This window comes from Candidatus Hepatobacter penaei (assembly GCF_000742475.1).
In the GTDB taxonomy this organism is placed as follows: Bacteria; Pseudomonadota; Alphaproteobacteria; order Holosporales; family Hepatobacteraceae; genus Hepatobacter; species Hepatobacter penaei.
Genome location: NZ_JQAJ01000001.1, coordinates 243924 through 265114 on the forward strand (window position 1 = coordinate 243924; position 21191 = coordinate 265114).

Below are 21191 nucleotides of genomic sequence, written 5' to 3' on the forward strand. Positions count from 1 at the left end.
CAGTCTCTCTGTTAACAGGCTGACTTGTTACATTTCCTTGTGTTCGCAGGGGGGTATGGGCGCTTATGACACGTCCAGCAAAGCTTTGGCTCCTTCAAGGGTGAGGCCATAGCTGGGGTTAATTTTCACCGTTTGCTTTTGGCCCGTTGTTTCTTCTTGGGCCGACACGGTGAGGATGCCGTCTTTATCAAGGGTAAAGCTTACACATATGCGCGCCGTGCCTGCAGGCAACGGGGGAAGGTCCACAAATTCAAACATGGCTAACGAGCGATTGTGTTTGATGTGATCGTGCTCGCCTTGAAGCACATGGATGCGCAGGGCGTCTTGATTATCTTTGGCGGTGGTGAAGGTTTGTGTAGCCTTCACAGGAATGCGTGTGTTGCGGCGAATCAGGGGTTCAAATGTGTCACCTATCACCTCAATGCCCAAGGAAAGGGGGGTGACATCTAACAAAATATGGTCTGCGCCTTGGCTTAACGCTTTGGCCTGCAATCCGGCTCCCAAGGCCACCACGTGATCGGGGTCAAGGGTGTGCAGTGCTTCTTGACCAAAATAAGACGACACTGCTTTTTGCACCAGAGGCATGCGCGTGGCCCCGCCCACCAAGATGATGCCCTTAAGGTCGTGGGGCTGAACGTTGGCATCACGTAAAACGTTTTTCACACACACAAACGTTTTATCCACCCACGTCTGGGCACAATGAGTGAGATTATCACGAGTGACGGTGTGTTGGTGGGGGGGGTGAAGAAAAACGGCCTCTTCCTGGTGACTCAAGACCTCTTTGACCACCTTTGCATGAAGGCGCGCCGTCATTTTTTGCGCTGGCGAGAGGGAGGGCCACGCTTGACCCAGCGCCCATTGCGCCAAAGCTTCATCGATGTCATCGCCGCCCAACTGTGTGTCGCCGCCCGTGGCCCGTACATCAAATACGCCACGGCTCATCGAGAGCAGTGAAAAGTCAAACGTGCCACCACCGAGATCATAAACCCCATAAAGGCCTTCTATACCTTGGTCAAGGCCATAAGCCAATGCTGCCGATGTGGGTTCAGACAGAAGGCGTAACACACGAAACCCCGCCTTTTCGGCCGCCTTGCGCGTAGCCGCGCGGGCATGATCACGAAAATAGGCCGGGATGGTGATCACCGCCTCGTGCACTGGGTGGCCCAGTGCCGTTTCAACCTTGGTTTTGAGGGAAGACAAAAAGTGGGCGGTCAGTTCTGTGGGGGTTAAGAGGTGGTCGCCCATCTTGAGTGCCACACCCCCTGAGGCATGAGGAAAAACAGTGTGAGGGAAAGTGTGTGCTTCTGAGCTGTCAGGCGATGCGCCCATAAGACGTTTGATGGATGACACCACATGATCTGGCCGTGTTGTTAACAAAGCGGCTGCCTCATGGCCAAACACAAGCGCTGGCCCCTTGTGGGTGTCAGAGGGGTTATCTTCCCACCCGATCAATGAAGGCATTAAGAGCTGGTCATCCAGGTGAATCAATGCAGGGGCGTTTTCGCGCATAACAGACACCAAGGTGTGGGTGGTGCCCAAATCAATGCCGATGGCTGTGCATCGGGGGTTGGTGTTTTCGGTCTCGGGTTCTTGAATCTGAAGACTCATGGCGTCTCCTTTGCTGATGAGAGAACAGGGGGGGGAATCAACGGTTGACTCAGCATCTCACGCAACCGCCACAGCCCACGCATGCGCATATAGGCTGCACTCGCCACCTCAAATTGATGGGCATCAAAGGCCTTGCACAGCGTTTGCTCAGCTTCGGTGATGGTGCGTGTTAAGGTGGGTTCATCCAGGCGGCCTTCTTGACACGCCTCTTCTGCCTCCATCAAGGCCTCCAGGGTCTCTGGATCTTGGCGCAGTGGCCACAGGCCGTGGTATTGAAACAAGAGCTTGGCGCGCGTTTTGATCTCTTTAAGGGTTTCATAGGCCTCCACCACACGGGCAAAAGCCGTTTCAGCCTCGGCTTGTTTCACCGGATCCTTCACAAACTGATCAGGGTGAAGAGCTAGTTGACGTTTGAGAAAAGCGGCCTCTAAGACGGCAGGGTCAAGGGAAAGAGTGAGCGGCAGCCCCAGCTGCGTAAACGGTGCGATCACAGCAGAATCGTGGGGCGCAGGGGAAGAGGAAACAAAAGGTGTGGACATAGGGTTACGATGAGAAGAGAGAAGAGGGAGAAACAAAAAAATCGTTACACAAGAAACCCGCGCACACTAGACATGAAAAGACTGACCGCAGCCGCATTGGCCCTTTTCATTGGGATTAATAAATTTGAAGCCAGGGGCCAGCGGATCATCATCAAAATCCATGTGTGTGCCAATCAAGAAAAGCACGGCGGCTGGGTCAATAAACAGCGTAACATCTTGATCCTTTACGCATTCATCGCCTGGTTTCACGGCATCGACATATTCAAGGTGGTAAGCCATGCCCGAACACCCTTTGGTCTTGAGGCTCACCCGCACCCCAAGAGAGGGCTTGTGACGTTCCTTCAAAAGGCGTTTTATGTGCACAGCGGCCTTCGGCGTAAGCGTCAGGATGGCTGGCTTTGCCTTAAGAGGCACTGAAGGAGGGGGGGATGAAGACGTTGACATATTCTGACCTTGTGGGATCCTCTAGCCAGCAGGTGCAGGGGTTTGTTTTGATTCATAATCAGAGATGGCGGCTTTAATAGCTTCTTCCGCTAGCACCGAGCAGTGAAGTTTCACGGGTGGCAACACCAACTCATCGGCAATATCCTTGTTTTTGATGGTGCGGGCCTCTTGCAGGGTTTTGCCCTTTAGCCATGTGGTGGCCAATGAGCTTGACGCAATGGCCGAGCCACAACCAAAGGTTTTAAACACAGATTTTTCAATCACGCCCTTGTCATTCACTTCAATTTGCAGCTTCAGCACATCCCCACACGCCGGCGCGCCCACAAGGCCGGTGCCTACGTTTTTCTTGGTTTTGTCTAGTTTTCCCACATTGCGCGGCTTTTCATAGTGGTCGATCACTTTTTTGTCATAAGGCATGGTTTTTCCTCCTTTTTCTTAATGGGCCCACTGAATGGCGCTGACATCCACACCCTCAAGGTGCATTTCCCACAAAGGGCTCATGTCGCGTAAACGGGTAACCTCCTCAATAATGCGTTTTGTGGCATAGGTGACTTCCTCTTGTGTGGTCATCCGCCCAAAACTGATGCGCAGCGAGGTGTGCGCGAGCTCTTCATTCACACCCAGGGCGCCCAGCACATAGGAAGGTTCAAGGGAAGCCGACGTGCACGCCGATCCTGAAGAAATAGCTAGATCTTTAAGGCCCATCATCAGTCCTTCGCCTTCTACGCCTGCGAAACTGAGGTTGAGATTATGGGGTACACGGTGGGTTTTGTCACCATTGAGAAACACCTCAGGCAGCGATGTGGTGAGGGTGTGATACATGTCATCGAAAAACCCCTGTATCCGGGCCACCTCGTCTTGTTGCTCTTGCTCAGCCAGCCTGCAGGCCTCACCCAGTCCGGCACACAGAGCCGGAGACAGGGTGCCTGAGCGCATATTGCGCTCTTGACCACCACCGCTTAAGAGAGCCCGCAGTCGCACCCGCGGGTTTTTCCGTCGCACATAAAGCGCGCCAATGCCTTTGGGGCCATAAATTTTGTGACCGGAAAGGCTTAAGAGATCGATGTTCATGGCCTCCACGTCTAGAGGAATCTTGCCCAAGGCCTGCGCGGCATCCGTATGAAAATAGATCCCGCGTGCGCGGCACAGCTTGCCAATCGCTTCAAGGGGCTGAACAACACCAATTTCATTGTGCACCGCCAGCACAGACACAAGCAGAGTATCATCCTCCAAGGCATCCTTGAGAGCGTCAAGGTCAATCAGGCCATTTTTCTGCACTGGTAAAAAGGTGATGCGAAACCCTTCTTGTTCAAGGGAACGACAGCTTTCCAAAAGGCATTTATGCTCAATTTGTGTGGTGATAATGTGCCGTTTTTTGCCTTTCCAGAAATGAGCCAGGCCCTTGATGGCCAAATTATTAGATTCGGTTGCACCCGAGGTAAGCACAATATCTTTCGGGTCCGCGTGCAAGATGTGCGCCACGTGTTGGCGTGCATCTTCCACTGCCTTTTCTGCATCCCATCCATAGCGATGCGTGCGAGAATGGGGGTTGCCAAATTCAGATGTCAAATAAGGCATCATGGTTTCTAATACACGCGGATCCAGGGGCGTGGTGGCTTGATAATCAAAATAAAGAGGACGCGCTGTCAGATCCGTTGCGTCATAAGGCGTCATGGCCGGCCCCATTTTTGACGTGGGGCCAGATGCAGAGTGCTTAGCAGCGTGATTAAGCGGCATGGACATGGCGAGTCTTTCCTCTTTTGTTGAGTTGTTGATATATTTTTTTCCACAGCCACACGAAATGTTTGACGTCATCTTCTTGGGTGTGCCACCCCATAGACATGCGAATAGCTGTGCTGGCTTCTTCTTCTCCAACGCCCATGGCGCTCAGCACCACGGATGGCTCAGAAACGCCCGAATGACAGGCACTGCCGCCACTGACGGCCACGCTCTCAAGGTCAAAAGCAGCCAACTGAATATCCTTAGAGATGTGAGGCATAGACAGGCATAAGGTTTGGGGAAGTCTGGGGGTGTGTTGGCCAAAAATGCGCGCATGTGGCGCAAGAGCGTGAATATTTTGCTCAGCTTCATCGCGCCATGTTTGGCATGCATGAAAATGGCGGACACCGGCTTCAGAGAGAGAGGCGCGTACAGCCTCCACAAATCCCCAAATGAGGGGAAGAGACGGCGTGCCTGACCGAAGGCCGTGCTCTTGACCACCTCCACACAAAACAGGGGAAAACGGCACATGTTCTTTAATCATCAAGGCGCCCACACCGCAAGGGCCGCCCAGTTTATGAGACGAGAGGGTCGCCATATCCACATGAGAAAAATCAACAGGGATTTTCCCTAACGCTTGGCTGGCATCTGTATGGAACAGTCCACCATAAGACTTGATGATCTTGCTCAAGGGGGAGAGATCACTGATAATGCCGGTTTCATGGTTCGCCATCATAAAGGAGGCCAGGAAAGGATAGCGATGATCGTCACCAGGAATGTTTTGGGTGATCTCTTGTTGCACGCTTCTATAGGTGGCATCAAAGATCTTGTCTGTCACATAGCCCGAGGGCCCCACAGCGCAGAGATAGAGATCTTTGTTGTGTGAACGTGTGATGGCCTCTTTCACGTTTTCAAGAAGAGAGGCATGTTCTGTGGTGCCTGTGAACAGGGCCGAGACGCGGGGCAGCATGCCGTAAATAGCCAGAAAATTACTTTCGGTCGCACCGCTGGTGAACACCACTTCTGAGGGCTTAACATTCAAAAGCTCGGCCAGCGCTTCGCGTGCTTGCGTCAAGCATTGATTAAGCTGCACACCAAAATGATGAGCTGATGAGGGGTTTCCCAAATAGTGGACATAGTGATTCATGGCCTCTTTGGCTTCAGGCCTCAGCGGCATGGAGGCATTGCTGTCAAGATAAATTCTCTTCATGAACACACCTCGCGCATCGCAGAAAACCCCTCAGAAAGGTCTTCAGATGTGAGGGTGTTGTTCACAACGTCGTCGAGGGTGACATTGTTAAGATAGCGCCAGATGTGTTGTTCAAAACGCGCCCATAAATGATGAGTAATGCACATATCGCCATCTTTTTGGCATCCTTGACCCTTGTCGCCGTGGCCGTTGCAACGCATGGCCCGAACAGGCTCGTTCACAGCCTTCATAATGCACCCAATCGTCACGTCTTTAGGCGAACGCGAAAGTCTATATCCTCCCTTAGCGCCACGAATGCTGTCCACAAGGCCCCGACGTCTTAACGTAGAGAATAATTGTTCGAGATAAACGTGAGACAATCCCTGTCGATGGGCCATATCTCGCAAAGACACAGGGCCTTGAGCCCTATTCAACGTCAAGTCGGCGAGGGCCATAATGGCATAACGGCTGCGGGCACTTATTTTCATAAAATCAACTTACGGTTCCTCAAAGAGGTTACTAGAGCTAGCTTTTTCTTGCATTTCCTGTATAATGATTGTTAATCTTAAAAACCTGATTAAAAAAGTCAAGAAAATTCATAGTATGCATGAGTGGTCTGAATGCCTGAGGTGATGTTGAGAGGTCCTGCGGGACGTATTGAGGGACGCTATCATGCGGGGAAAAAAGGTGGACCTCTGGCGCTGGTGTTACACCCCAATCCTGAGCACGGTGGGGATATGAACCACAACGTGGCCTATCTTTTGTACCGGGTCTTTGTGGATCTTGGTTTTTCTGTATTGCGGTTTAATTTTCGCGGTGTGGGCCGCTCGGAAGGCACATCTGGGGATGGGGAGCTTGACGATGCGTCTGCTTGCCTCAACTGGCTTTGCGCCCACAACCCCAATGCCTCCACCTGTTTTGTGGGAGGCTATTCCTTTGGCGCCTGGGTGGGCATGCAGCTGCTTATGCGGCGGCCCGAGATTCAGCGCTTTGTGTCTATTTCACCGCCCGCCAATCTTTATGATTTCAGTTTTCTTGCGCCCTGTCCTAAACCAGGTCTTGTGGTGCAAGGCGGCCAAGATGGCCTGGTGCCCAAAGAATCTGTGACGCGTCTTGTCACGCGTCTTAAGGTGCAAAAATCCACCGACATTGACTTGAAGGTCATTCGCGCCGCTGACCACTCCTTTACAGGCTTTTTGAAGGACATGTTTCAGATTACCAAGCGGTATGTTCAAGAGAACACGCCTGAATTGCCTTGAAACGTAGGGCATGTGTGCGACACGTAAAAAAGTGAGGCCGTTTTGAAAGGCCGCGCCTTGGGGCGTTATTCTGTTGAACCCTTCCACATTCTGGCCTAAACTAGGGCTGTTGTTGTTGAGGGGGGACGCGTGTGACGCAATGGGGTGAGGATGCAGGCTTTGACGGCACGGTGCCTTATGTGCCTCTCAAAAACCACACAAATTATTCATTGCTTGAAGGCGCCATCACGGTTGAGGCACTGATCCACAAAGCTCAGAAAGAAGCCTGGCCTGCTTTAGGCATGACAGATACAGGCAACATGTTCGGCGCGATGGCATTTTCGCTGGCCGCACAAAAGGCCGGTATTAAACCTGTGTTGGGGAGCTTGCTGCCCCTTTTTATTGAAGATTTCGACAAACAACCCACAGGGGAGGGCCTTACCTCTTCGCCATCACCTTGTTTTTTATTGCCTCTTTTTGTCCAAAATAAGACAGGCTATGAACATCTATCGGCGCTTCTCACGCTCACCAGCGTAAGGCAAGAAGATCGCTGGATGGGCGGCGTGCATATTTCACAACTGGTGGGGCGCACCGAAGGGCTCTTAGCGTTTTCAGGGGGCGCGCGCGGGCCCATCCCCTTTTTATATGAGAACAACCCAGAAAAGGCGGGGATGTTGCTCACAAAGCTGGGTCAACTTTTTAAGGATCGATTCTATATTGAAATTGAGCGGACCCGGGGACAGGCTTCTGAAGAGTCTTTTTTGTTAGCTGCGGCTTTTAAGGAAAAGTGGCCGCTGGTGGCCACTAATGAAGCTTTTTTTGCCCATGAGGATGATTATGCCGCCCACGATGCGTTGATTTGTGTTAAAGAATCCACCTATGTCAATGAAAAAGAACGGCGACGCGAAACCCCTCATCACCGCCTTAAATCTCCGACTGAGATGGCAAGCCTCTTTGCCGACATTCCAGAGGCCTTGATCAACACGGTTCATGTGGCCAAGCGGTGTTCTTTTTTGCTGGAAACACAAGCGCCTGTGTTGCCACCCTATCCTTTGCCTGAGGGCAAAAGCCAGGCCGATCTGTTAAGGGCCAAAGCTGAAGAAGGCCTTGAAAAACGCTTGAAAACCTTGCCTCCTGACGCTGCCAAGCCGGACGTCTATCAAGAGCGTCTGAACACAGAGCTGGACGTGATTATTTCGATGGGGTTTGATGGCTATTTTTTGATTGTCTCAGACTTTGTGCAGTGGGCGAAGGAACAGGGGATTCCCGTGGGGCCAGGCCGTGGCTCGGGGGCCGGGTCTTTGGTGGCATGGTGTTTATCCATCACCGATGTGGATCCCATTCGTTTCAAATTGATTTTTGAACGCTTTCTCAACCCCGAACGTGTTTCTATGCCTGACTTTGATATCGATTTTTGCCCCGAGCGGCGGGATGACGTGATTGCGTATGTGCAAAAAAAATATGGCAGCGACAGCGTGGCCCATATTGTGACGTTCGGAAAACTGCAAGCCCGCGCCGTGCTTCGTGATGTGGGGCGCGTGCTCAGCATGCCCTATGGTCAGGTGGATAAACTGGCCAAACGCATTCCTTTTAACCCCGCCAATCCGGTGACGCTGAAAGAGGTGCTGGCACAAGATGCTGAGCTGAGGGATATGTGCGCCAAAGATGGTGCTGTGGGCCAGCTTTTTGATTATGCTAAGCGTTTGGAGGGGCTCTATCGTCACGCATCTACCCATGCAGCTGGTGTGGTGATTGGGGGACAGCCCCTTGTGAAGATGCTGCCCCTTTATAAAGACCCTAAATCCTCTTTACCCGCCACAGGCTTTAGCATGCATTTTGTAGAAAAAATGGGTCTGGTGAAGTTTGACTTTTTGGGGCTCAAAACGCTCACCGTGCTGCAAGACACGGTGAACCTTGCCAACAAACGGGGGGCGAACCTTCATCTCTCAACGTTGCCCCTTGATGATGACAACACCTTTGTTTTGCTGCGTAATGTTAACGTGGTGGGCCTATTCCAGCTTGAAAGTGCGGGCATGCGGGATGTGCTCTATCAACTTCAGCCCCATGCCTTTGAAGAACTTATTGCCTTAGTCGCCCTTTACCGCCCAGGCCCCATGGATGACATCCCTTACTATCTCGCCTGTCGTCATGGACGGGAAGAGGTGACCTATGCCTATCCGTGCTTGCAAGATATATTGAAAGAGACGTTTGGCGTGATGGTCTATCAAGAGCAAGTCTTACAGATTGCCCAGCGATTGGCCGGCTATACATTAGGGCAGGCCGACCTTCTTAGGCGCGCCATGGGTAAAAAAATCAAGAAAGAGATGGAGGCCCAGCGCAAGCATTTTATTGACGGGGTGCTCAGCAAAGAAGGTGGTCCGGCGGAAAAAGCGGCAGCCCTGTTTGATCAAATTGCCAAGTTTGCAGGCTATGCCTTTGTGCGGGCCCATGCCACGCCCTATGCGTTGCTTAGCTATCAAACCGCGTATATGAAGGCCAACCATACCCTCGAGTTTATGGCGGCATCCATGAATCAAGACATACACAACACCGATCGCTTGGCGCTGTTTGCACAAGATATGCAAGATAACGGGCTTACCCTGTTGGGCCCCGATATTAACGCCTCCATGGCTGATTTTTCTCTTGAAGATACGCCTTCAGGGCCAGCACTTCGTTATGGGTTGGCCGCCTTGAAAAATGTGGGGAAAAGCGCTATGGACGAGCTTGTCAACGCGCGCATCCAGCATGGCCCCTTCAAGGATATTTATGATGTTTTTGAGCGTTTGCGCGGCACCAAAGTGTTGAACAAAAGACAGCTCGAGAGTTTGATCGCCGCAGGGGCTTTAGATGCTTTGGGCACAGACAGGCACACGTTGATGGCGCATCTTGACACCTTCATGAGCTATGGCGCCCTTGACACAGCGCCCACACTGTTTCACCAGGAAGATACGCGGCCGGTGATCACGCCCAAAGATCCCTATCCACGTTCTGAGCGCTTGCGCCTTGAATATGATGCCATTGGCTTTTACCTCAATGATCACCCCATCACACCCTATACACCCTTTCTCCCCCATGTCGTAAGCAGTCACACCCTTAAAGAAACATTGGCGAATATGCCTCATGCGTGGCTAGCGGCAGTGCTTATTTCGTCAAAAATCAAAATGGGACGATCCGGCAAACGCTTTGCTTTTCTTCATTTTTCAGATCCACGGGGGACGTTTGAGGCCATCATGTTTGAAGATATGCTTGCCTCATGGCGTGAGCGCCTTGTGGCAGGGGATTTATTTCAGGTGAAGGTGTCTGGGCGCACGGATGGGGACCAACTTCGCTTACTGGTAGAAGGCTTGGTGGTGCGGGATGATTTTTTTGCTGCCGCCCCAACATGCACAATCCATGTGCATACCCCGACTGAGATAGAAGAGGTGGCCAAGGCTCTGCAAGGAGAAGCGCTGTCCACAGGGCATACCTCGGTTCATGTGCAGCTTCCCGTGCAGAACGTGGGGGGCAAGCCTGTGGATGTCACCCTTGTTGTGCCTCAAAAAATATGTCTGACCCCGATGGTGATGGATCGCTTGCTTGCCAACTCTTTATCGATTACTTTAGGCGAGGCATCTTTGACAACCTCTGCCGCAGCAAAGGACACGAACCACTATGAGCCAACACATGCTTCCCTTTAAGAAAATGCATAGCCTGGGCAATGATTTCGTCATTTTTGATGAGCCAGCCCATGTCACCCCTGACATGATTCGCTTCCTAAGTGATCGGCGTTTGGGCGTTGGGTGCGACCAGGTGCTTGAGGTGTTGCCCTCATCGCGTGACAATGTGCATGCGGCGTTGCGTATCTTTAACGCAGATGGCACAGAGGCTGAGGCCTGCGGCAACGGCACTCGTTGTGTGATGTGGAACCTGGCACAAACCTATGGCACTTCATGCGTGACCATTGAAAGCTCATCAGGTCTGTTAACTGGGCGCGTGATGGATCATCAGGAGGTCGAGGTAACCCAAGGCATGCCGCACTTGTTGTCTGACGAGGCCTTGCCGCTGGATGATTTTGGGTGCGATGAAGGGTATGCCGTGACCATGGGCAACCCGCATCTTGTTGTGCCTGTGACGCGTTTTAGCCCTGACAATATGACCCGCATCGGCCCGCGCCTTGAGGCCCATCCTTTTTTTCCAGACAAAACCAACGTTGAGTTTGTGCGTCAAAACCCTGATGGCACCTTAACCCTATGGGTGTGGGAGCGCGGCACAGGGCGCACACAGGCCTGCGCTTCGGGCACATGCGCCGCGGTGTTTGCCCTGAAGCATGAAGGCATCCTTGAGCATGACACCGTGTTGGTTCACCTTGAAGGTGGAGATTTGTGGGTTACCTGTCGCCCAGATGCGCCCATTGCCCATCGTGGCTCCGTAGCTTTGGTGTTTGAGGGAAGCATTCAGCTTGCATCCAACGGCAAGCCACAAACACATCGTTGTTCCAGCACGGGATAACCTCGCCGGCTTCTTCCATAAGGCTTGGCCAACTTTGCATCATAAGGGGCGCACGGCGATAGCGTTCATGAGAGCCTAATGGAGCTATCCATGGTTTCAGGAGGTGAGGGGGCGCATGTATGTGAAGATAAAAGCGATCATCCCACAGCATGTGCATGAAGGGTTGTTTAAGGGGTACAGATGCGATACGTCGCCATTCTCTCATCACCCACAGCTCCTCTTGGCACCACTGCATCAAACACCCGCCATAGGTGACATTTTTTTTCAACAATAGTTGCGCATGCACATGGCGCAAACGATCTGTGGTCAAGGGGTGAGGAGTGTGGCCGCGTATGTGTGTGAGAAGCATGCGTAATATAGGCACACCCTGGGGATGGGTAAGGAGGGGGCGCGCGGCTGACACGCGGGCATACCCCTGCTGCCAATGGATGAGATGACGCGTTAACACCTGCGCACTGGCATGATCTTCTTGCTCACCCCGTTGTCTATACGTGTGGGCAATATGAGACCAAAGGGCGCGCTGATCAGAAGATAGGCCCTGAAGGCTTTGTCGGATGCGCGCGCGTGTAAATCGCGGATGGGTGTTGGATGGATCGCGCACAAAGGGAAGATCAAGAAGATGAGCCGCATGCATAATCTCTTTTTTTGTTAAGGAAAGCAGGGGGCGCAGAAGATGCAGTCCCCAAAGAAGTGTGTGTGCCTTCATGCCTCCCCATCCATGAACGCCACTTCGGCGCAAAACACGAAAGCCGAACGTCTCAAGTTGATCATCACGGTGATGACCCAAAAAAAGGTGCTTAACCCCTTGTTGGTGACACCAAAGAGATAACGCGCGATAGCGCTGTTTCCGCGCCTTGGCATGCATAGTGCCCACAGGAAGATCTGTGGCCTTAAGCGTCACGTGGGGAATGCCTTGCTGGGCGCAAAAAGTGGCCACATGCTGCGCTTCATAGGAAGACTCAGGTCTTAAGCCATGGTCAACGGTAAGGGCGGTGAGTTTTTGATGATGTTTTTTCAAATAGGCATCAAGTAAGACCGTAAGCACTAAGCTATCCGGCCCACCTGATGTAGCCACAGCGTAATGCGTGACATCTTTGTTGATCATTGCAGCCCAGAGGGGCTCACAAAACAACGCCAACGCATGGGATAAAGGCGATTCGTGATCCACAAGCACCGTGAAGATTTTTTTTAGAAAGATCATAGCGTGAACATGGCCTTTTCTCCAAGGCAGTGCTATGTTGAAGCGAGTGTGAAGATTGTCTGACTATGACACCGCGACACGTTATTCTCGATGCACTTTCGGCCCTTGGGCGCGAAACGTGTGATTTTGACCTGGCCTCAGACCATCCGCTACGAAGCCTGGCGAGGACAGACCTTTCCTTGGCAGAGGTGACATGTGAACTTCCTCCTAAAGGCACAGAAGGAGATATCGCTACCAATGTTGCCTTTATCTTATCTCGCAGGCTTTCTCTGTCACCACGAGACACGGCACATTTGTTGGTGCCCGTTTTGTCTGCATCCCCTTATGTGGAAGAGGTGAGCGTCGCAGGGCCGGGGTTTTTGAATCTCACCCTGAAAGAGGGTTTTTGGGCAGACACCGTGCGCGCCATTTTGTCGCAAGAAAAAACCTTTGGCCATGGCGTCTGGGGCGCAGGTCAATCTGTGAATGTGGAGTATGTGTCTGCCAACCCGACGGGCCCTTTGCATATGGCGCATGGACGTGTAGCCGTAGTGGGGGACGTGCTTGCCAACCTTTTTGAAGCCTCAGGGTTTGATGTGACCCGCGAATATTATATCAACGATCGCGGTGTGCAGGTGGATAAGCTGGCCCGTTCTCTTTATATGCGTTATTGCGAAGTTTGCGGCGTTTCTTGCGAAACCGTGCTGGAAGGAGCCTATCCCGGTGCCTATTTAATAGATATTGCCCAAGATCTTTATGCACGTGACGGGCACACATGGTTGGATAAAGACGAGTCAGCATGGCTTTCTCCATTCAAGGCTTTTGCGATGTCAGCCCTGATGGCTATGATCCGCCACACCATGGACGTTGTGGGCATCAAGCACGATGTATTTGTGTCAGAACAGGACCTTTTTGACCGCGGGCTTTTTGACGAGGTGAAAGCGAGTCTTGATGCCCACCAATTAACGGCTATAGACACATTGCCCCCGCCAAAAGGGAAAAAGGCTGAAGGGTGGACCGCTGAACCGCTCTTGCTGTTTAAAGCCACAAAGCTGGGAGAGACCCAAGATGCTCCACTTTGCAAAAGTGATGGCAGCCCCACCTACTTGGGAGGAGATCTTGCCTATCACACAGATAAGCTGTCGCGGCAGTTTGACCTGCTGATTAACGTGTGGGGCGCCGATCATGCCAGCCAAGTGGGGCGCTTGAAAGCCGCTGTGGACGTTCTGTCTGAAGGAAAAGCCGATCTTTCTTTTGTGCTGTGCCAAATTGTGCACGTGTTGCAGGGGGGCAAGCCCGTCAAAATGTCGAAACGTGCCGGCAGTTATGTAGAACTTGAAGACATTGTGCAAGACGTTGGTGCCGATGTGCTGCGCTTTATGATGGTGTCACGAGAGCACACTACGCACCTCACCCTTGATATTGACGTGGTGAAAGAAACATCGTCAAACAACCCCGTGTTTTATGTGCACTATGCCTATGCCCGGGGCCACTCTGTGTTGAAAGAGGCGCAAAAAATCTGGGGACATGATGTCACCCACACATCCCGCCTGAAGAAGGCCCGTCTTGATCTTTTGTGCACGAAAGGCGAGCAAGACCTTATCAAAAAAATGGCTTTCTGGCCGGCCTGTGTCGAAGGGAGCACGCGCGCCCGTGAACCGCATCGCATCACCACGTTTCTCACAGATGTGGCCACACGGTTTCACAGCCTGTGGAGCCAAGGCAATCAACAGACAACCTTGCGTTTTTTGCGTGAAGATGACCCTGACGTCAGCCTGGCGCGCCTGGCTTTGGTACAAGCCATGCTCTATGTGCTGGCCTCAGGCTTTGCGATACTGGGCATTACCCCCAAGGAAACACTGACATGGTAACCCATTTCGCGCACACAAAAGCCAAGCTATTTTCTTGGATCGGCGGTCTCAGGGGATCTCAAAAGCTTTCCTTCGTATGGGGTGGTCTGTTGCTGTTAGGGCTTGGGGTCGGGCTGTGGCATATAGCCCATTTTGTATTGGCCCCCCCAACGCGCACCCCTTTGCCTGTGATTTATCCCCCTGCAGGGCCCATGCGCATCCCGCCCCAAGAGCCTTCCCAAACGCCTTCTTATCGCGTCTATGATCATGTCGCACCTGCTAAGAAAAAAATGCCAGACACCCTTAATGTGGGGGAGGAAAGGCCCCCTGCGATCCCACGGAAACCTGAGGTGAAACAGAAAAGCAAAACGAGGGTGAACAAGCGGGTGAACACATCCCCTGTCCAAGGGGCCCCTCGCGCCGCGCCTTATCCCCCAAAAGTGCCCTCTCCTCAAGCAAAAGGGCCTTCAGAAAGAGAGTTTTCAGCAAAGGGACGTTCTTCTTCTGCTGCAGCCTCCACAAAAAAACTGGTGCCTGGGAAGGCATCGATCCCCCCAAGGCGCGTGAGTAGAAAAGCAACCTATGCCCATCCGCGTACGCCCCACGCGTCGTCGCATGCGCGCTCATCCGCGTCTCGCCGCCCTCTGCCAAGAAGTGCGGCGTCATCACGTGCAGGTTGGCCCTTATCCAAAAAAACTTCTCTGCCTCGGGTCAAAAAACAGAAACGTCCTTTTGCGCGCCCTTCTGCAAAACGCTCTTCCCACACTTCTACCAGGCCTTCCTCAAGACAATCTGCCAAGCTTTCTTCAAAATCCTCGGCACGATCTATTGATAGTCTCTTGTCAACAATGAACAACAGAAAGCGCACACGGTGACCATGCATCATACAGACGCTGCATCACTTGCCACCAAGCCCATCATGCCTCTTTTTTTAGGTATAGAAGGCCTCTCCCTGACCCCAGAAGAGCAAGCGTTTTTTGCCAACAGCAACCCGTTGGGCTTTATTTTGTTTCGCCGCAATATTGAATCTGAGAAACAACTCAAAAATTTGGTGCACCAGCTGGCCACTGTCACCGGCAGGCTTTCACTTCCGCTGTTGGTGGATTGTGAAGGGGGGAGGGTATTTCGCTTGCCGAGCGCCATGATGAAAACGCCACCACCGCCGCGACATTTTGGTGATGTGTATACCCAGTCTCCTGAGAAGGCGCGCCGCGCCTGTTATGAGAACTATCACACCATGGGGCGCTATCTTCAAACGCTGGGCCTTTCGGTGAACTGTGCGCCGCTTTTGGATCTATCTGTAGCGGGCGCTACAGATGCGTTGGAGGACCGCACCTTCTCTGATGACCCACACGTTGTGGCTGATTTGGGGTTATCTGCGGTGCGGGCTCTGCAAGACGCAGGCATTGTGCCTGTGATCAAGCATATGCCCGGGCACGGCGCTGCTAGAGAAGATTCTCACCTTGTCTGTCCCAGCATTCATCTGACGGCCCAAGAGCTTGAGCGCCACAGGCACCCTTTTCACGCCGTTCTTTCCCACGCCGAGGTGAAGGCATCTCCCGTACCTTTATGGGGAATGACGGCCCATGTGGCCTATGACGCGCTTGACCCTCAGGTGCCGGCTACGTTTTCACCGCGCGTTATTCAGCACACCCTCCGTCAAACCTTGGGGTTTGAAGGTTTCTTAATGAGCGATGATTTGGCCATGGGCGCTGTATCTCACGAACCACCGGACGTGCGCGTTCGCAAAGCGTTGGCGGCAGGGTGTGATGGCGTTATTTTTGGCAAAGGCGGTGTGGCGGTGTATGCTCAGGCCCTTAAAGGGGCTATCCCTCTGTCTGAAGCCACAAAAAAGCGTCTTTCATTTTTCTTATCTTAAATTCAGTGGCTTACCCTTTTTTGGTTATAAAATCTTTTTTTTAAGATTTTTTTAATCAATTTTTATCTATGATAGATCTATGTAAGCCTGGTTTCTATCGGCCGTGTTTCGTCTTGCTGGTGCTCTCTTTCTTTCGATCTTCTTAGGGATCTTGTCATCTACGCACCTCTGTGCGGCTGGACGTTATCAACTGGGGCCTGTCTCTCTTAACACCAAACCTAAAGAGCTTATCTTAAGAATAACCGAACCCCGCAAAGGACAGTGCGTTATCGTGGCCTTTATGGTGGGCAAAAAGGTGCTCCACAAAAGCACACTGGCGTCTGTGGTGCCTGTGCTGCTGAAAGCACTGCCGCCGAGACAGATTTTTTGGTCCAAAAACTATCTTGACCTAGAGGTGGAGGCCGAGGAAATTCTCAGCTTTACCGGGCGAAAAAATATGATCGAATCGCTGGGCAATGCCTCGCTCACCTCTGCGGAGCCTTATGGCAAACCCCTGTCATCGGATGAAAAAGGGCGCATCGCACAGGCCTTCGGTAAACCACGCGAGTATGACACCATTTTTGGCCTGTGGGATATAGAGCAAGAGTATGAAGGCGGTGGCTTGCGCGGGGATGGCTACCTCTCCCGTCCGCGTGTGCCGCGGAACATGACGCCCAAAGGGTATGGAAGCCATCTTTGGCTCTATACGCGAGATCAAGCGGAAACCAAAGTGCCTAATGTGTTGTGTCTCAAATTGTTTGCAGGCACGGTGCGTCTCACAGGGCCTCAGGGGCGCAAAACGGATGTTCCCTTGCGCGTGGTGTATGAATCAAAAAACGGCAAAAAAGAGACCAAGGGCAGCGGCGTGATGTTTGTGTGGGCGCGAACGTTGTCTTGTTGCGGCAAAAATGACCTGGTCGGCCCCTTTGGCAGCGGCGTGCGCGATTTTCACTATGCAGCCCGCCTGGTCAAAGACAAGGATGATGAAAAGATCGCCAACAGATGGCAAGGACAACAGGATAAAACATGGGTGTTTGAGGGTGACCCTGATACCCAGACATTCTCAGCGCAGCTGGCAGAAAAAGAGCATAATCAGCACGTGCTCACGTTTCTCGATATCGCGGCTTCTGGCATGATTGTGCCCCCTGAAGGGCGCGATAGCATGCCTGCTTTTCAGCTGTTGTCCTTGCGTGGTGTGGGTCCGTGGAATAAACATAATGAATTGGTGATGTCTCGCGTAGCCACCTTAACAAACCTTACCTTTGCCCCATGTCCATTGCGGCTGGCTTCGGGCGTACGCGTGCTTGTAGGGCACCAACCGCCATCCTCTGCCCAGAGTGAGGCGTCAACAACGGCCCCAAAGGCGGCTGCAAAGGCCCCAGCCACCGGCAAACCTTGTGAAGAGGCGTCATCTGCCAAATCCTCTTAAAGGTTTTTCTGAAGCTTTCTCCAAGGTGTCCTAAACGCACAATGCCCTCAAAAATCTCCCTCATGCCTTATCAAAACCCTTGCAAGAGAGGGGGAGGGGCCACTTCCTGACGGTTAAAGAAAGCCTTTCCTCCATGCCCTTTGCATGATGTCATGCGACTGCGCTTCCTCAAATGTCAAATTTTGACAAAATTAAGAAAATGTGCTAGAAATAAGGGTATAAGTTGTTGTATCCAATGGTTTTTTTTTGAAGGTTTTTGTGTATGCATAACATGACGCGCATTTGGATGTGGCTGCCCATGATGGCGGCTTTTGTAACCACCACGGCGCTGTCGCTTCACAGCGTGCAGGCTGGCCAGCCCGAACGTTTAGATACACCTTCAGACGAACGCTCTCTTGCTCCTTCCATGCAAACGATCTTTGTGGAAGAAGGAACCGATGATGAAGGAGACAACCTGCTTCTTTACCAAATAGAAGATTCTTATGCGTGGCGCGCGCGGTCCTCCATCAAACATCAAATGGAAGAGGCACAAACAGATGTAGATGCGTGGAAAGAGGATGAGACATGGTATGACGAATTCATCAAAGGTTCTGCAAAAAAACTTAGAAACAAGCAGTTGCTTCAGACTATGATCACAGGCCTAGAAACAAGCATTAATCAGGCCAGAGACGGTGAGGAGGCAGGCCTTTCCGTCGCCAAGCTTCAAGAGGTCATAAACAGCGTTATTGAGGCAGGCCGTGAAGAAGGTGCGGATGAAGAAACCACCGCCGTCCTTAAAGCGGCGCGAGATGACCTCATTCAGAAACTCTCATTGCCTGGTATGCTTGACGTTTTAGATGCTGAGATGCTTGCCAAGCATGTGCTCACCCCCTTAGCCCAGAAGAAGCTCTATACACAAACCCAGATAGACGCACTCGAAAAGTCGATAGTGAAGGAATCAGAGAATCACGAAAATATAAAAAGTGCGCTCTCCCCTGCGCAAAAAAAGTTGGCTTCCCTGCAAGAGGAGTTTGGCATTTTGAATAAAGAGGTGGAAAGGATTGAAGACATGCTGGAGGCCTATGAACAAGGCAAAGCCCCGCTCCCGGATGCATCTCTGTTTATAAACTGAGGCCCCAAGAAAAACATTGACATATCGGCATAATGGGCATACAACCTCTCAAAAAATACATGAGAAGGGGGGGCGTGTATGCATCAACATCGTTTCAAGATGGTGGCCCTTTGTGGGGTTGTGTTTTGCTTCTGTATGGGCGCTGTGATGCAGCCTGTCTATGCGCCGCTTCCTGAGGAGGGGAGCGGTGGTGCGACGTCCTCACTTTCTCCCGCCATGCCTGCATCAGAGGGGGCATTAAGAAGCGATGAAGGGCCCGATGAAAGCAAAGGCGAAAGCCAACCTGCAAGCGCCACAAAAAAAGACGTAGAGACAAGAGACGTCGGTTTCTTGCAGCCCGCCCCCCCAAAAGAAGGCGAAGCCGCCACCAAAGCGGGTGACGTGAGTGAAACCTTCTATTTACCTGGTAAGATCTATGAACACAACAATATCTTAACGATAGGTGAGGCTGCCGATAAAGAGGGCGTCACCAGTGTGGTGGATTATTTTGGGATGAACTTGGATTATGATGTTTTTGAAGGGGAGGGGCATGCCCCAGCGCCTTTATCACCTGCGTGGATCGACAGGGTTTATGATCAGGTGGTAACAAAGGTGATGCGCCAATCTTCAGCTTGGCTTATAGCGGAGGATTGGTGGGATGTGAGCACCCTCTTGGCCACGCGCAAAGGGAAGGATGCTTATGTGTGGCAAAACACACGGACCATGAACACAAACACCCCCGTTAATGTGAACATCATGCGTTATAAGACACGTTTTCAACTGATGGAAGGGGGCGAGGTTACAGATCTCACATTCCGCCCCTTAGACCCTGTGTTTGATCTGGTGCACCTTCAGTTTGCCGCGCTGACCTGTGCCGGTCAGAAAGAAGCTGACGATCATGACTTTCCGCTCCAAGGGCTTGGGGATAGAGAAAAAAAACACTATTGTGTGGTGACAGAAGACGATAAATATCAACACGTCACGGCTGAGATTCGCTTTGATGCGTGGGCCCTGGTTCCTGACAGCATGCTGGCGAGTCCGACGTCTGCCCCAGCGCCTGAGAAGGCATCTGATAACATGCCCGACAAAACGCCTGAGAAATCACTTGATAGCACGCTTGAAAAAACACCTGGGGCAGCATATGACACAGATTCTGAAACCGCGGCCTTTAAACCGGAACCCACCATCCATTGGCTGAAACGGTCTGTAACGGGAAGGTTGCTTGATGTGGCGACCTTGCCCAAGGATGTGCCCTCCCCGGTGAGACAGTCTGTGGGCATTCGTATTGTACGCAATGACCATGATCAATGGCCAAAAGAGGGCGGAGAGCCTTTGTATGGCAATGTAAAAAAGGGAGTCCAGCAAGCGCTCAATGCTGTTAGAGAGCTTTTCTAAAACGCATCACTTGTGTTGGGCAATTTTTGTGTTTTGGCACTTTACGTTAGGGGGAGATGCGATGCGGGGGGCCTTCTAAGGCTCCTTGTGCCTTAAAGAAGGCAGTTCTTTGTCTGACGCTTCTTTTAACCTTTGCAGGTGCGCGTTGATTTTTTTCTTTAAGGCGTTCGCCACATGCTCTTCCTCCCGGTAAGGCTCGCGCGCCCAAGAAAAGAGGCTGCCCTCAAAGGGCCTGGCAATGTTTTTTTGAAACACAGAGGTGTGAAAGGCCTTGAGTTTATCTGAAGTATAGGGAAGCGGATAAACAAACAGGGGCGTTCTTAAACTTGCAGCTTCTGAAATCATCTGCACCGAATCACCCGTCACCAACACATAATCAGCCAGGGCCAACACCCCATGATAGGGGTTATCCCCCTCACGCGTCCACACAAAATGGGGCGTGCCTTCGAGAGCTTTTTTTATGATGGCCAGGGCAGCTTGAGGCGTGCGCCGTGAAGGAATGATCAGCGGCGTCACTTTATGACTGCGGGCGATGGCCAGAATATCTTCTGCCAACTGGCGGGCAAATACGGATGAAAAATAGAAAGAGCGGGTGGATCCCCCCAACATCACGCCCAGAAAAGGCAGGGGCAAGCCTTCTAAACGCTTTTGCCAGGCCACCTTCTCTGAAGCCAGCTGGGGAGAAGAAATATCATGCAAAGACAAGGTCGTGTTAATGACATGACCCCCCTCACGCTTGTCATGGGCCGGCGCAATGATGGCATCAAAAAAAACCTCAGGAAGTTTGGGGTCCATAAGCGCAATGTGATACACGCGCCTGCCTAACAGCCGTTTGAGACATGCCCCCACGCCTGTGGCGCTTCGCCCCGCCGTGATCAGCATATGAGGCCAGGGGGGCGAGAGGGTGTCGCGACGCAAAACCTTGGCTGACCACAAACGCCACGAACGGCGTGGCCACCAAAAAAACAAAGGCCTGGCTTTGACATAGAAGGTTTTTGCCTCGAGAGAAAGGGCCTTTGCCAATCCAAGGGCTTGATTTTCTGTACCGACCTTCCCATTATCTGTTATAATCCATGTTATAGGCGAGGAAGAGGACGCATTAATGGGCGAAGGATGGTGGTTTGAATGTGTGGTCATAGCGTGTGGCCCAGGCAAAACGCCCAT

General features: G+C 52.1%; 17 protein-coding genes and 1 pseudogene. 9 read left to right on the forward strand and 9 right to left on the reverse strand.

The genetic code is table 11. The features are described 5' to 3' along the window. Positions 1 to 63: 63 nt before the first annotated feature. The 7 genes from IG82_RS0101360 to IG82_RS0101390 form a co-directional block, all read right to left on the reverse strand. On the reverse strand, positions 64 to 1608 hold the full coding sequence (locus IG82_RS0101360) for an Hsp70 family protein (protein WP_031933884.1): 1545 nt from the start codon (positions 1606 to 1608) through the stop codon (positions 64 to 66). Continuing rightward, the gene (locus IG82_RS06820) at positions 1605 to 2147 is read right to left on the reverse strand and encodes a DnaJ domain-containing protein (protein WP_052545580.1); all 543 of its coding nucleotides are present in this window, start codon (positions 2145 to 2147) and stop codon (positions 1605 to 1607) included. Before IG82_RS06820 ends, IG82_RS0101360 begins: the two co-directional genes overlap by 4 nt. A gap of 66 nt (positions 2148 to 2213) precedes the next feature. Beyond that, entirely contained in the window at positions 2214 to 2591 is a 378-nt protein-coding gene (locus tag IG82_RS0101370; RefSeq protein ID WP_052545581.1) for a HesB/IscA family protein, read from the reverse strand. Between the two features lie 21 nt (positions 2592 to 2612). Beyond that, on the reverse strand, positions 2613 to 3008 hold the full coding sequence (gene iscU / locus IG82_RS0101375) for a Fe-S cluster assembly scaffold IscU (RefSeq protein WP_031933887.1): 396 nt from the start codon (positions 3006 to 3008) through the stop codon (positions 2613 to 2615). A gap of 18 nt (positions 3009 to 3026) precedes the next feature. After that, positions 3027 to 4265, reverse strand: a complete 1239-nt coding sequence (locus tag IG82_RS0101380; RefSeq protein ID WP_031933888.1) for an IscS subfamily cysteine desulfurase — start codon at positions 4263 to 4265, stop codon at positions 3027 to 3029. Positions 4266 to 4317: 52 nt separating this feature from the next. Further along, positions 4318 to 5520: a cysteine desulfurase family protein gene (locus tag IG82_RS06825; RefSeq protein ID WP_052545582.1), complete on the reverse strand. Its 1203-nt coding sequence runs from the start codon at positions 5518 to 5520 to the stop codon at positions 4318 to 4320. Beyond that, entirely contained in the window at positions 5517 to 5987 is a 471-nt protein-coding gene (locus IG82_RS0101390) for an Rrf2 family transcriptional regulator (RefSeq protein WP_031933890.1), read from the reverse strand. The genes IG82_RS06825 and IG82_RS0101390 overlap by 4 nt, the downstream gene beginning before the upstream one ends. A 132-nt stretch (positions 5988 to 6119) precedes the next feature. Between IG82_RS0101390 and IG82_RS0101395 the strand changes: the two genes are divergently transcribed. From IG82_RS0101395 to dapF, 3 genes are all read left to right on the forward strand, one after another. Continuing rightward, entirely contained in the window at positions 6120 to 6758 is a 639-nt protein-coding gene (locus IG82_RS0101395; RefSeq protein ID WP_031933891.1) for an alpha/beta hydrolase, read from the forward strand. 131 nt (positions 6759 to 6889) lie between these two features. Further along, positions 6890 to 10414, forward strand: coding sequence for a DNA polymerase III subunit alpha (gene dnaE, locus IG82_RS0101400; protein WP_052545583.1), 3525 nt, complete (start codon positions 6890 to 6892; stop codon positions 10412 to 10414). Then, positions 10389 to 11225 (forward strand): diaminopimelate epimerase, encoded by an 837-nt coding sequence (dapF, locus tag IG82_RS07290; RefSeq protein ID WP_031933893.1) that lies wholly within the window; start codon positions 10389 to 10391, stop codon positions 11223 to 11225. The genes dnaE and dapF overlap by 26 nt, the downstream gene beginning before the upstream one ends. Positions 11226 to 11778: 553 nt before the next feature. Here the strand turns inward: dapF and tilS are convergent. After that, positions 11779 to 12426 (reverse strand): annotated as a pseudogene (gene tilS, locus IG82_RS07295) (tRNA lysidine(34) synthetase TilS); the annotation flags it as partial. Positions 12427 to 12491: 65 nt separating this feature from the next. Here tilS and argS point away from each other — a divergent pair. The 6 genes from argS to IG82_RS0101440 all read left to right on the forward strand — a co-directional run bounded on the left by argS (position 12492) and on the right by IG82_RS0101440 (position 20027). Continuing rightward, positions 12492 to 14276, forward strand: a complete 1785-nt coding sequence (gene argS / locus IG82_RS0101415; protein ID WP_052545586.1) for an arginine--tRNA ligase — start codon at positions 12492 to 12494, stop codon at positions 14274 to 14276. Next, positions 14270 to 15130 carry a hypothetical protein gene (locus IG82_RS06560; RefSeq protein WP_040333044.1) on the forward strand — a complete coding sequence of 287 codons (861 nt, stop codon included), beginning with the start codon at positions 14270 to 14272 and terminating at the stop codon, positions 15128 to 15130. Before argS ends, IG82_RS06560 begins: the two co-directional genes overlap by 7 nt. A gap of 2 nt (positions 15131 to 15132) precedes the next feature. Further along, on the forward strand, positions 15133 to 16134 hold the full coding sequence (locus IG82_RS0101425) for a glycoside hydrolase family 3 N-terminal domain-containing protein (RefSeq protein ID WP_156095289.1): 1002 nt from the start codon (positions 15133 to 15135) through the stop codon (positions 16132 to 16134). Between the two features lie 103 nt (positions 16135 to 16237). Then, the gene (locus IG82_RS0101430; protein WP_031933897.1) at positions 16238 to 17542 is read left to right on the forward strand and encodes a hypothetical protein; all 1305 of its coding nucleotides are present in this window, start codon (positions 16238 to 16240) and stop codon (positions 17540 to 17542) included. 262 nt (positions 17543 to 17804) lie between these two features. Continuing rightward, on the forward strand, positions 17805 to 18653 hold the full coding sequence (locus IG82_RS0101435) for a hypothetical protein (RefSeq protein ID WP_031933898.1): 849 nt from the start codon (positions 17805 to 17807) through the stop codon (positions 18651 to 18653). A gap of 78 nt (positions 18654 to 18731) precedes the next feature. Then, positions 18732 to 20027 carry a hypothetical protein gene (locus IG82_RS0101440; RefSeq protein WP_156095290.1) on the forward strand — a complete coding sequence of 432 codons (1296 nt, stop codon included), beginning with the start codon at positions 18732 to 18734 and terminating at the stop codon, positions 20025 to 20027. A 75-nt stretch (positions 20028 to 20102) separates the two neighbouring features. Here IG82_RS0101440 and IG82_RS0101445 read toward each other — a convergent pair whose 3' ends face one another. Then, the gene (locus IG82_RS0101445) at positions 20103 to 21164 is read right to left on the reverse strand and encodes a mitochondrial fission ELM1 family protein (RefSeq protein ID WP_172642848.1); all 1062 of its coding nucleotides are present in this window, start codon (positions 21162 to 21164) and stop codon (positions 20103 to 20105) included. Positions 21165 to 21191 lie beyond the last annotated feature (27 nt).

What these genes read in the sequence shown, in the direction of transcription:
- IG82_RS0101360 (WP_031933884.1), bottom strand. Translation starts at nt 1,608, where the DNA reads ATGAGTCTTCAGATTCAAGAACCCGAGACCGAAAACACCAACCCCCGA.
- IG82_RS06820 (WP_052545580.1), bottom strand. Translation starts at nt 2,147, where the DNA reads ATGTCCACACCTTTTGTTTCCTCTTCCCCTGCGCCCCACGATTCTGCT.
- IG82_RS0101370 (WP_052545581.1), bottom strand. Translation starts at nt 2,591, where the DNA reads ATGTCAACGTCTTCATCCCCCCCTCCTTCAGTGCCTCTTAAGGCAAAG.
- iscU (WP_031933887.1), bottom strand. Translation starts at nt 3,008, where the DNA reads ATGCCTTATGACAAAAAAGTGATCGACCACTATGAAAAGCCGCGCAAT.
- IG82_RS0101380 (WP_031933888.1), bottom strand. Translation starts at nt 4,265, where the DNA reads ATGACGCCTTATGACGCAACGGATCTGACAGCGCGTCCTCTTTATTTT.
- IG82_RS06825 (WP_052545582.1), bottom strand. Translation starts at nt 5,520, where the DNA reads ATGAAGAGAATTTATCTTGACAGCAATGCCTCCATGCCGCTGAGGCCT.
- IG82_RS0101390 (WP_031933890.1), bottom strand. Translation starts at nt 5,987, where the DNA reads ATGAAAATAAGTGCCCGCAGCCGTTATGCCATTATGGCCCTCGCCGAC.
- IG82_RS0101395 (WP_031933891.1), top strand. Translation starts at nt 6,120, where the DNA reads ATGCCTGAGGTGATGTTGAGAGGTCCTGCGGGACGTATTGAGGGACGC.
- dapF (WP_031933893.1), top strand. Translation starts at nt 10,389, where the DNA reads ATGAGCCAACACATGCTTCCCTTTAAGAAAATGCATAGCCTGGGCAAT.
- argS (WP_052545586.1), top strand. Translation starts at nt 12,492, where the DNA reads ATGACACCGCGACACGTTATTCTCGATGCACTTTCGGCCCTTGGGCGC.
- IG82_RS06560 (WP_040333044.1), top strand. Translation starts at nt 14,270, where the DNA reads ATGGTAACCCATTTCGCGCACACAAAAGCCAAGCTATTTTCTTGGATC.
- IG82_RS0101425 (WP_156095289.1), top strand. Translation starts at nt 15,133, where the DNA reads ATGCATCATACAGACGCTGCATCACTTGCCACCAAGCCCATCATGCCT.
- IG82_RS0101435 (WP_031933898.1), top strand. Translation starts at nt 17,805, where the DNA reads ATGCATAACATGACGCGCATTTGGATGTGGCTGCCCATGATGGCGGCT.
- IG82_RS0101440 (WP_156095290.1), top strand. Translation starts at nt 18,732, where the DNA reads ATGCATCAACATCGTTTCAAGATGGTGGCCCTTTGTGGGGTTGTGTTT.
- IG82_RS0101445 (WP_172642848.1), bottom strand. Translation starts at nt 21,164, where the DNA reads ATGACCACACATTCAAACCACCATCCTTCGCCCATTAATGCGTCCTCT.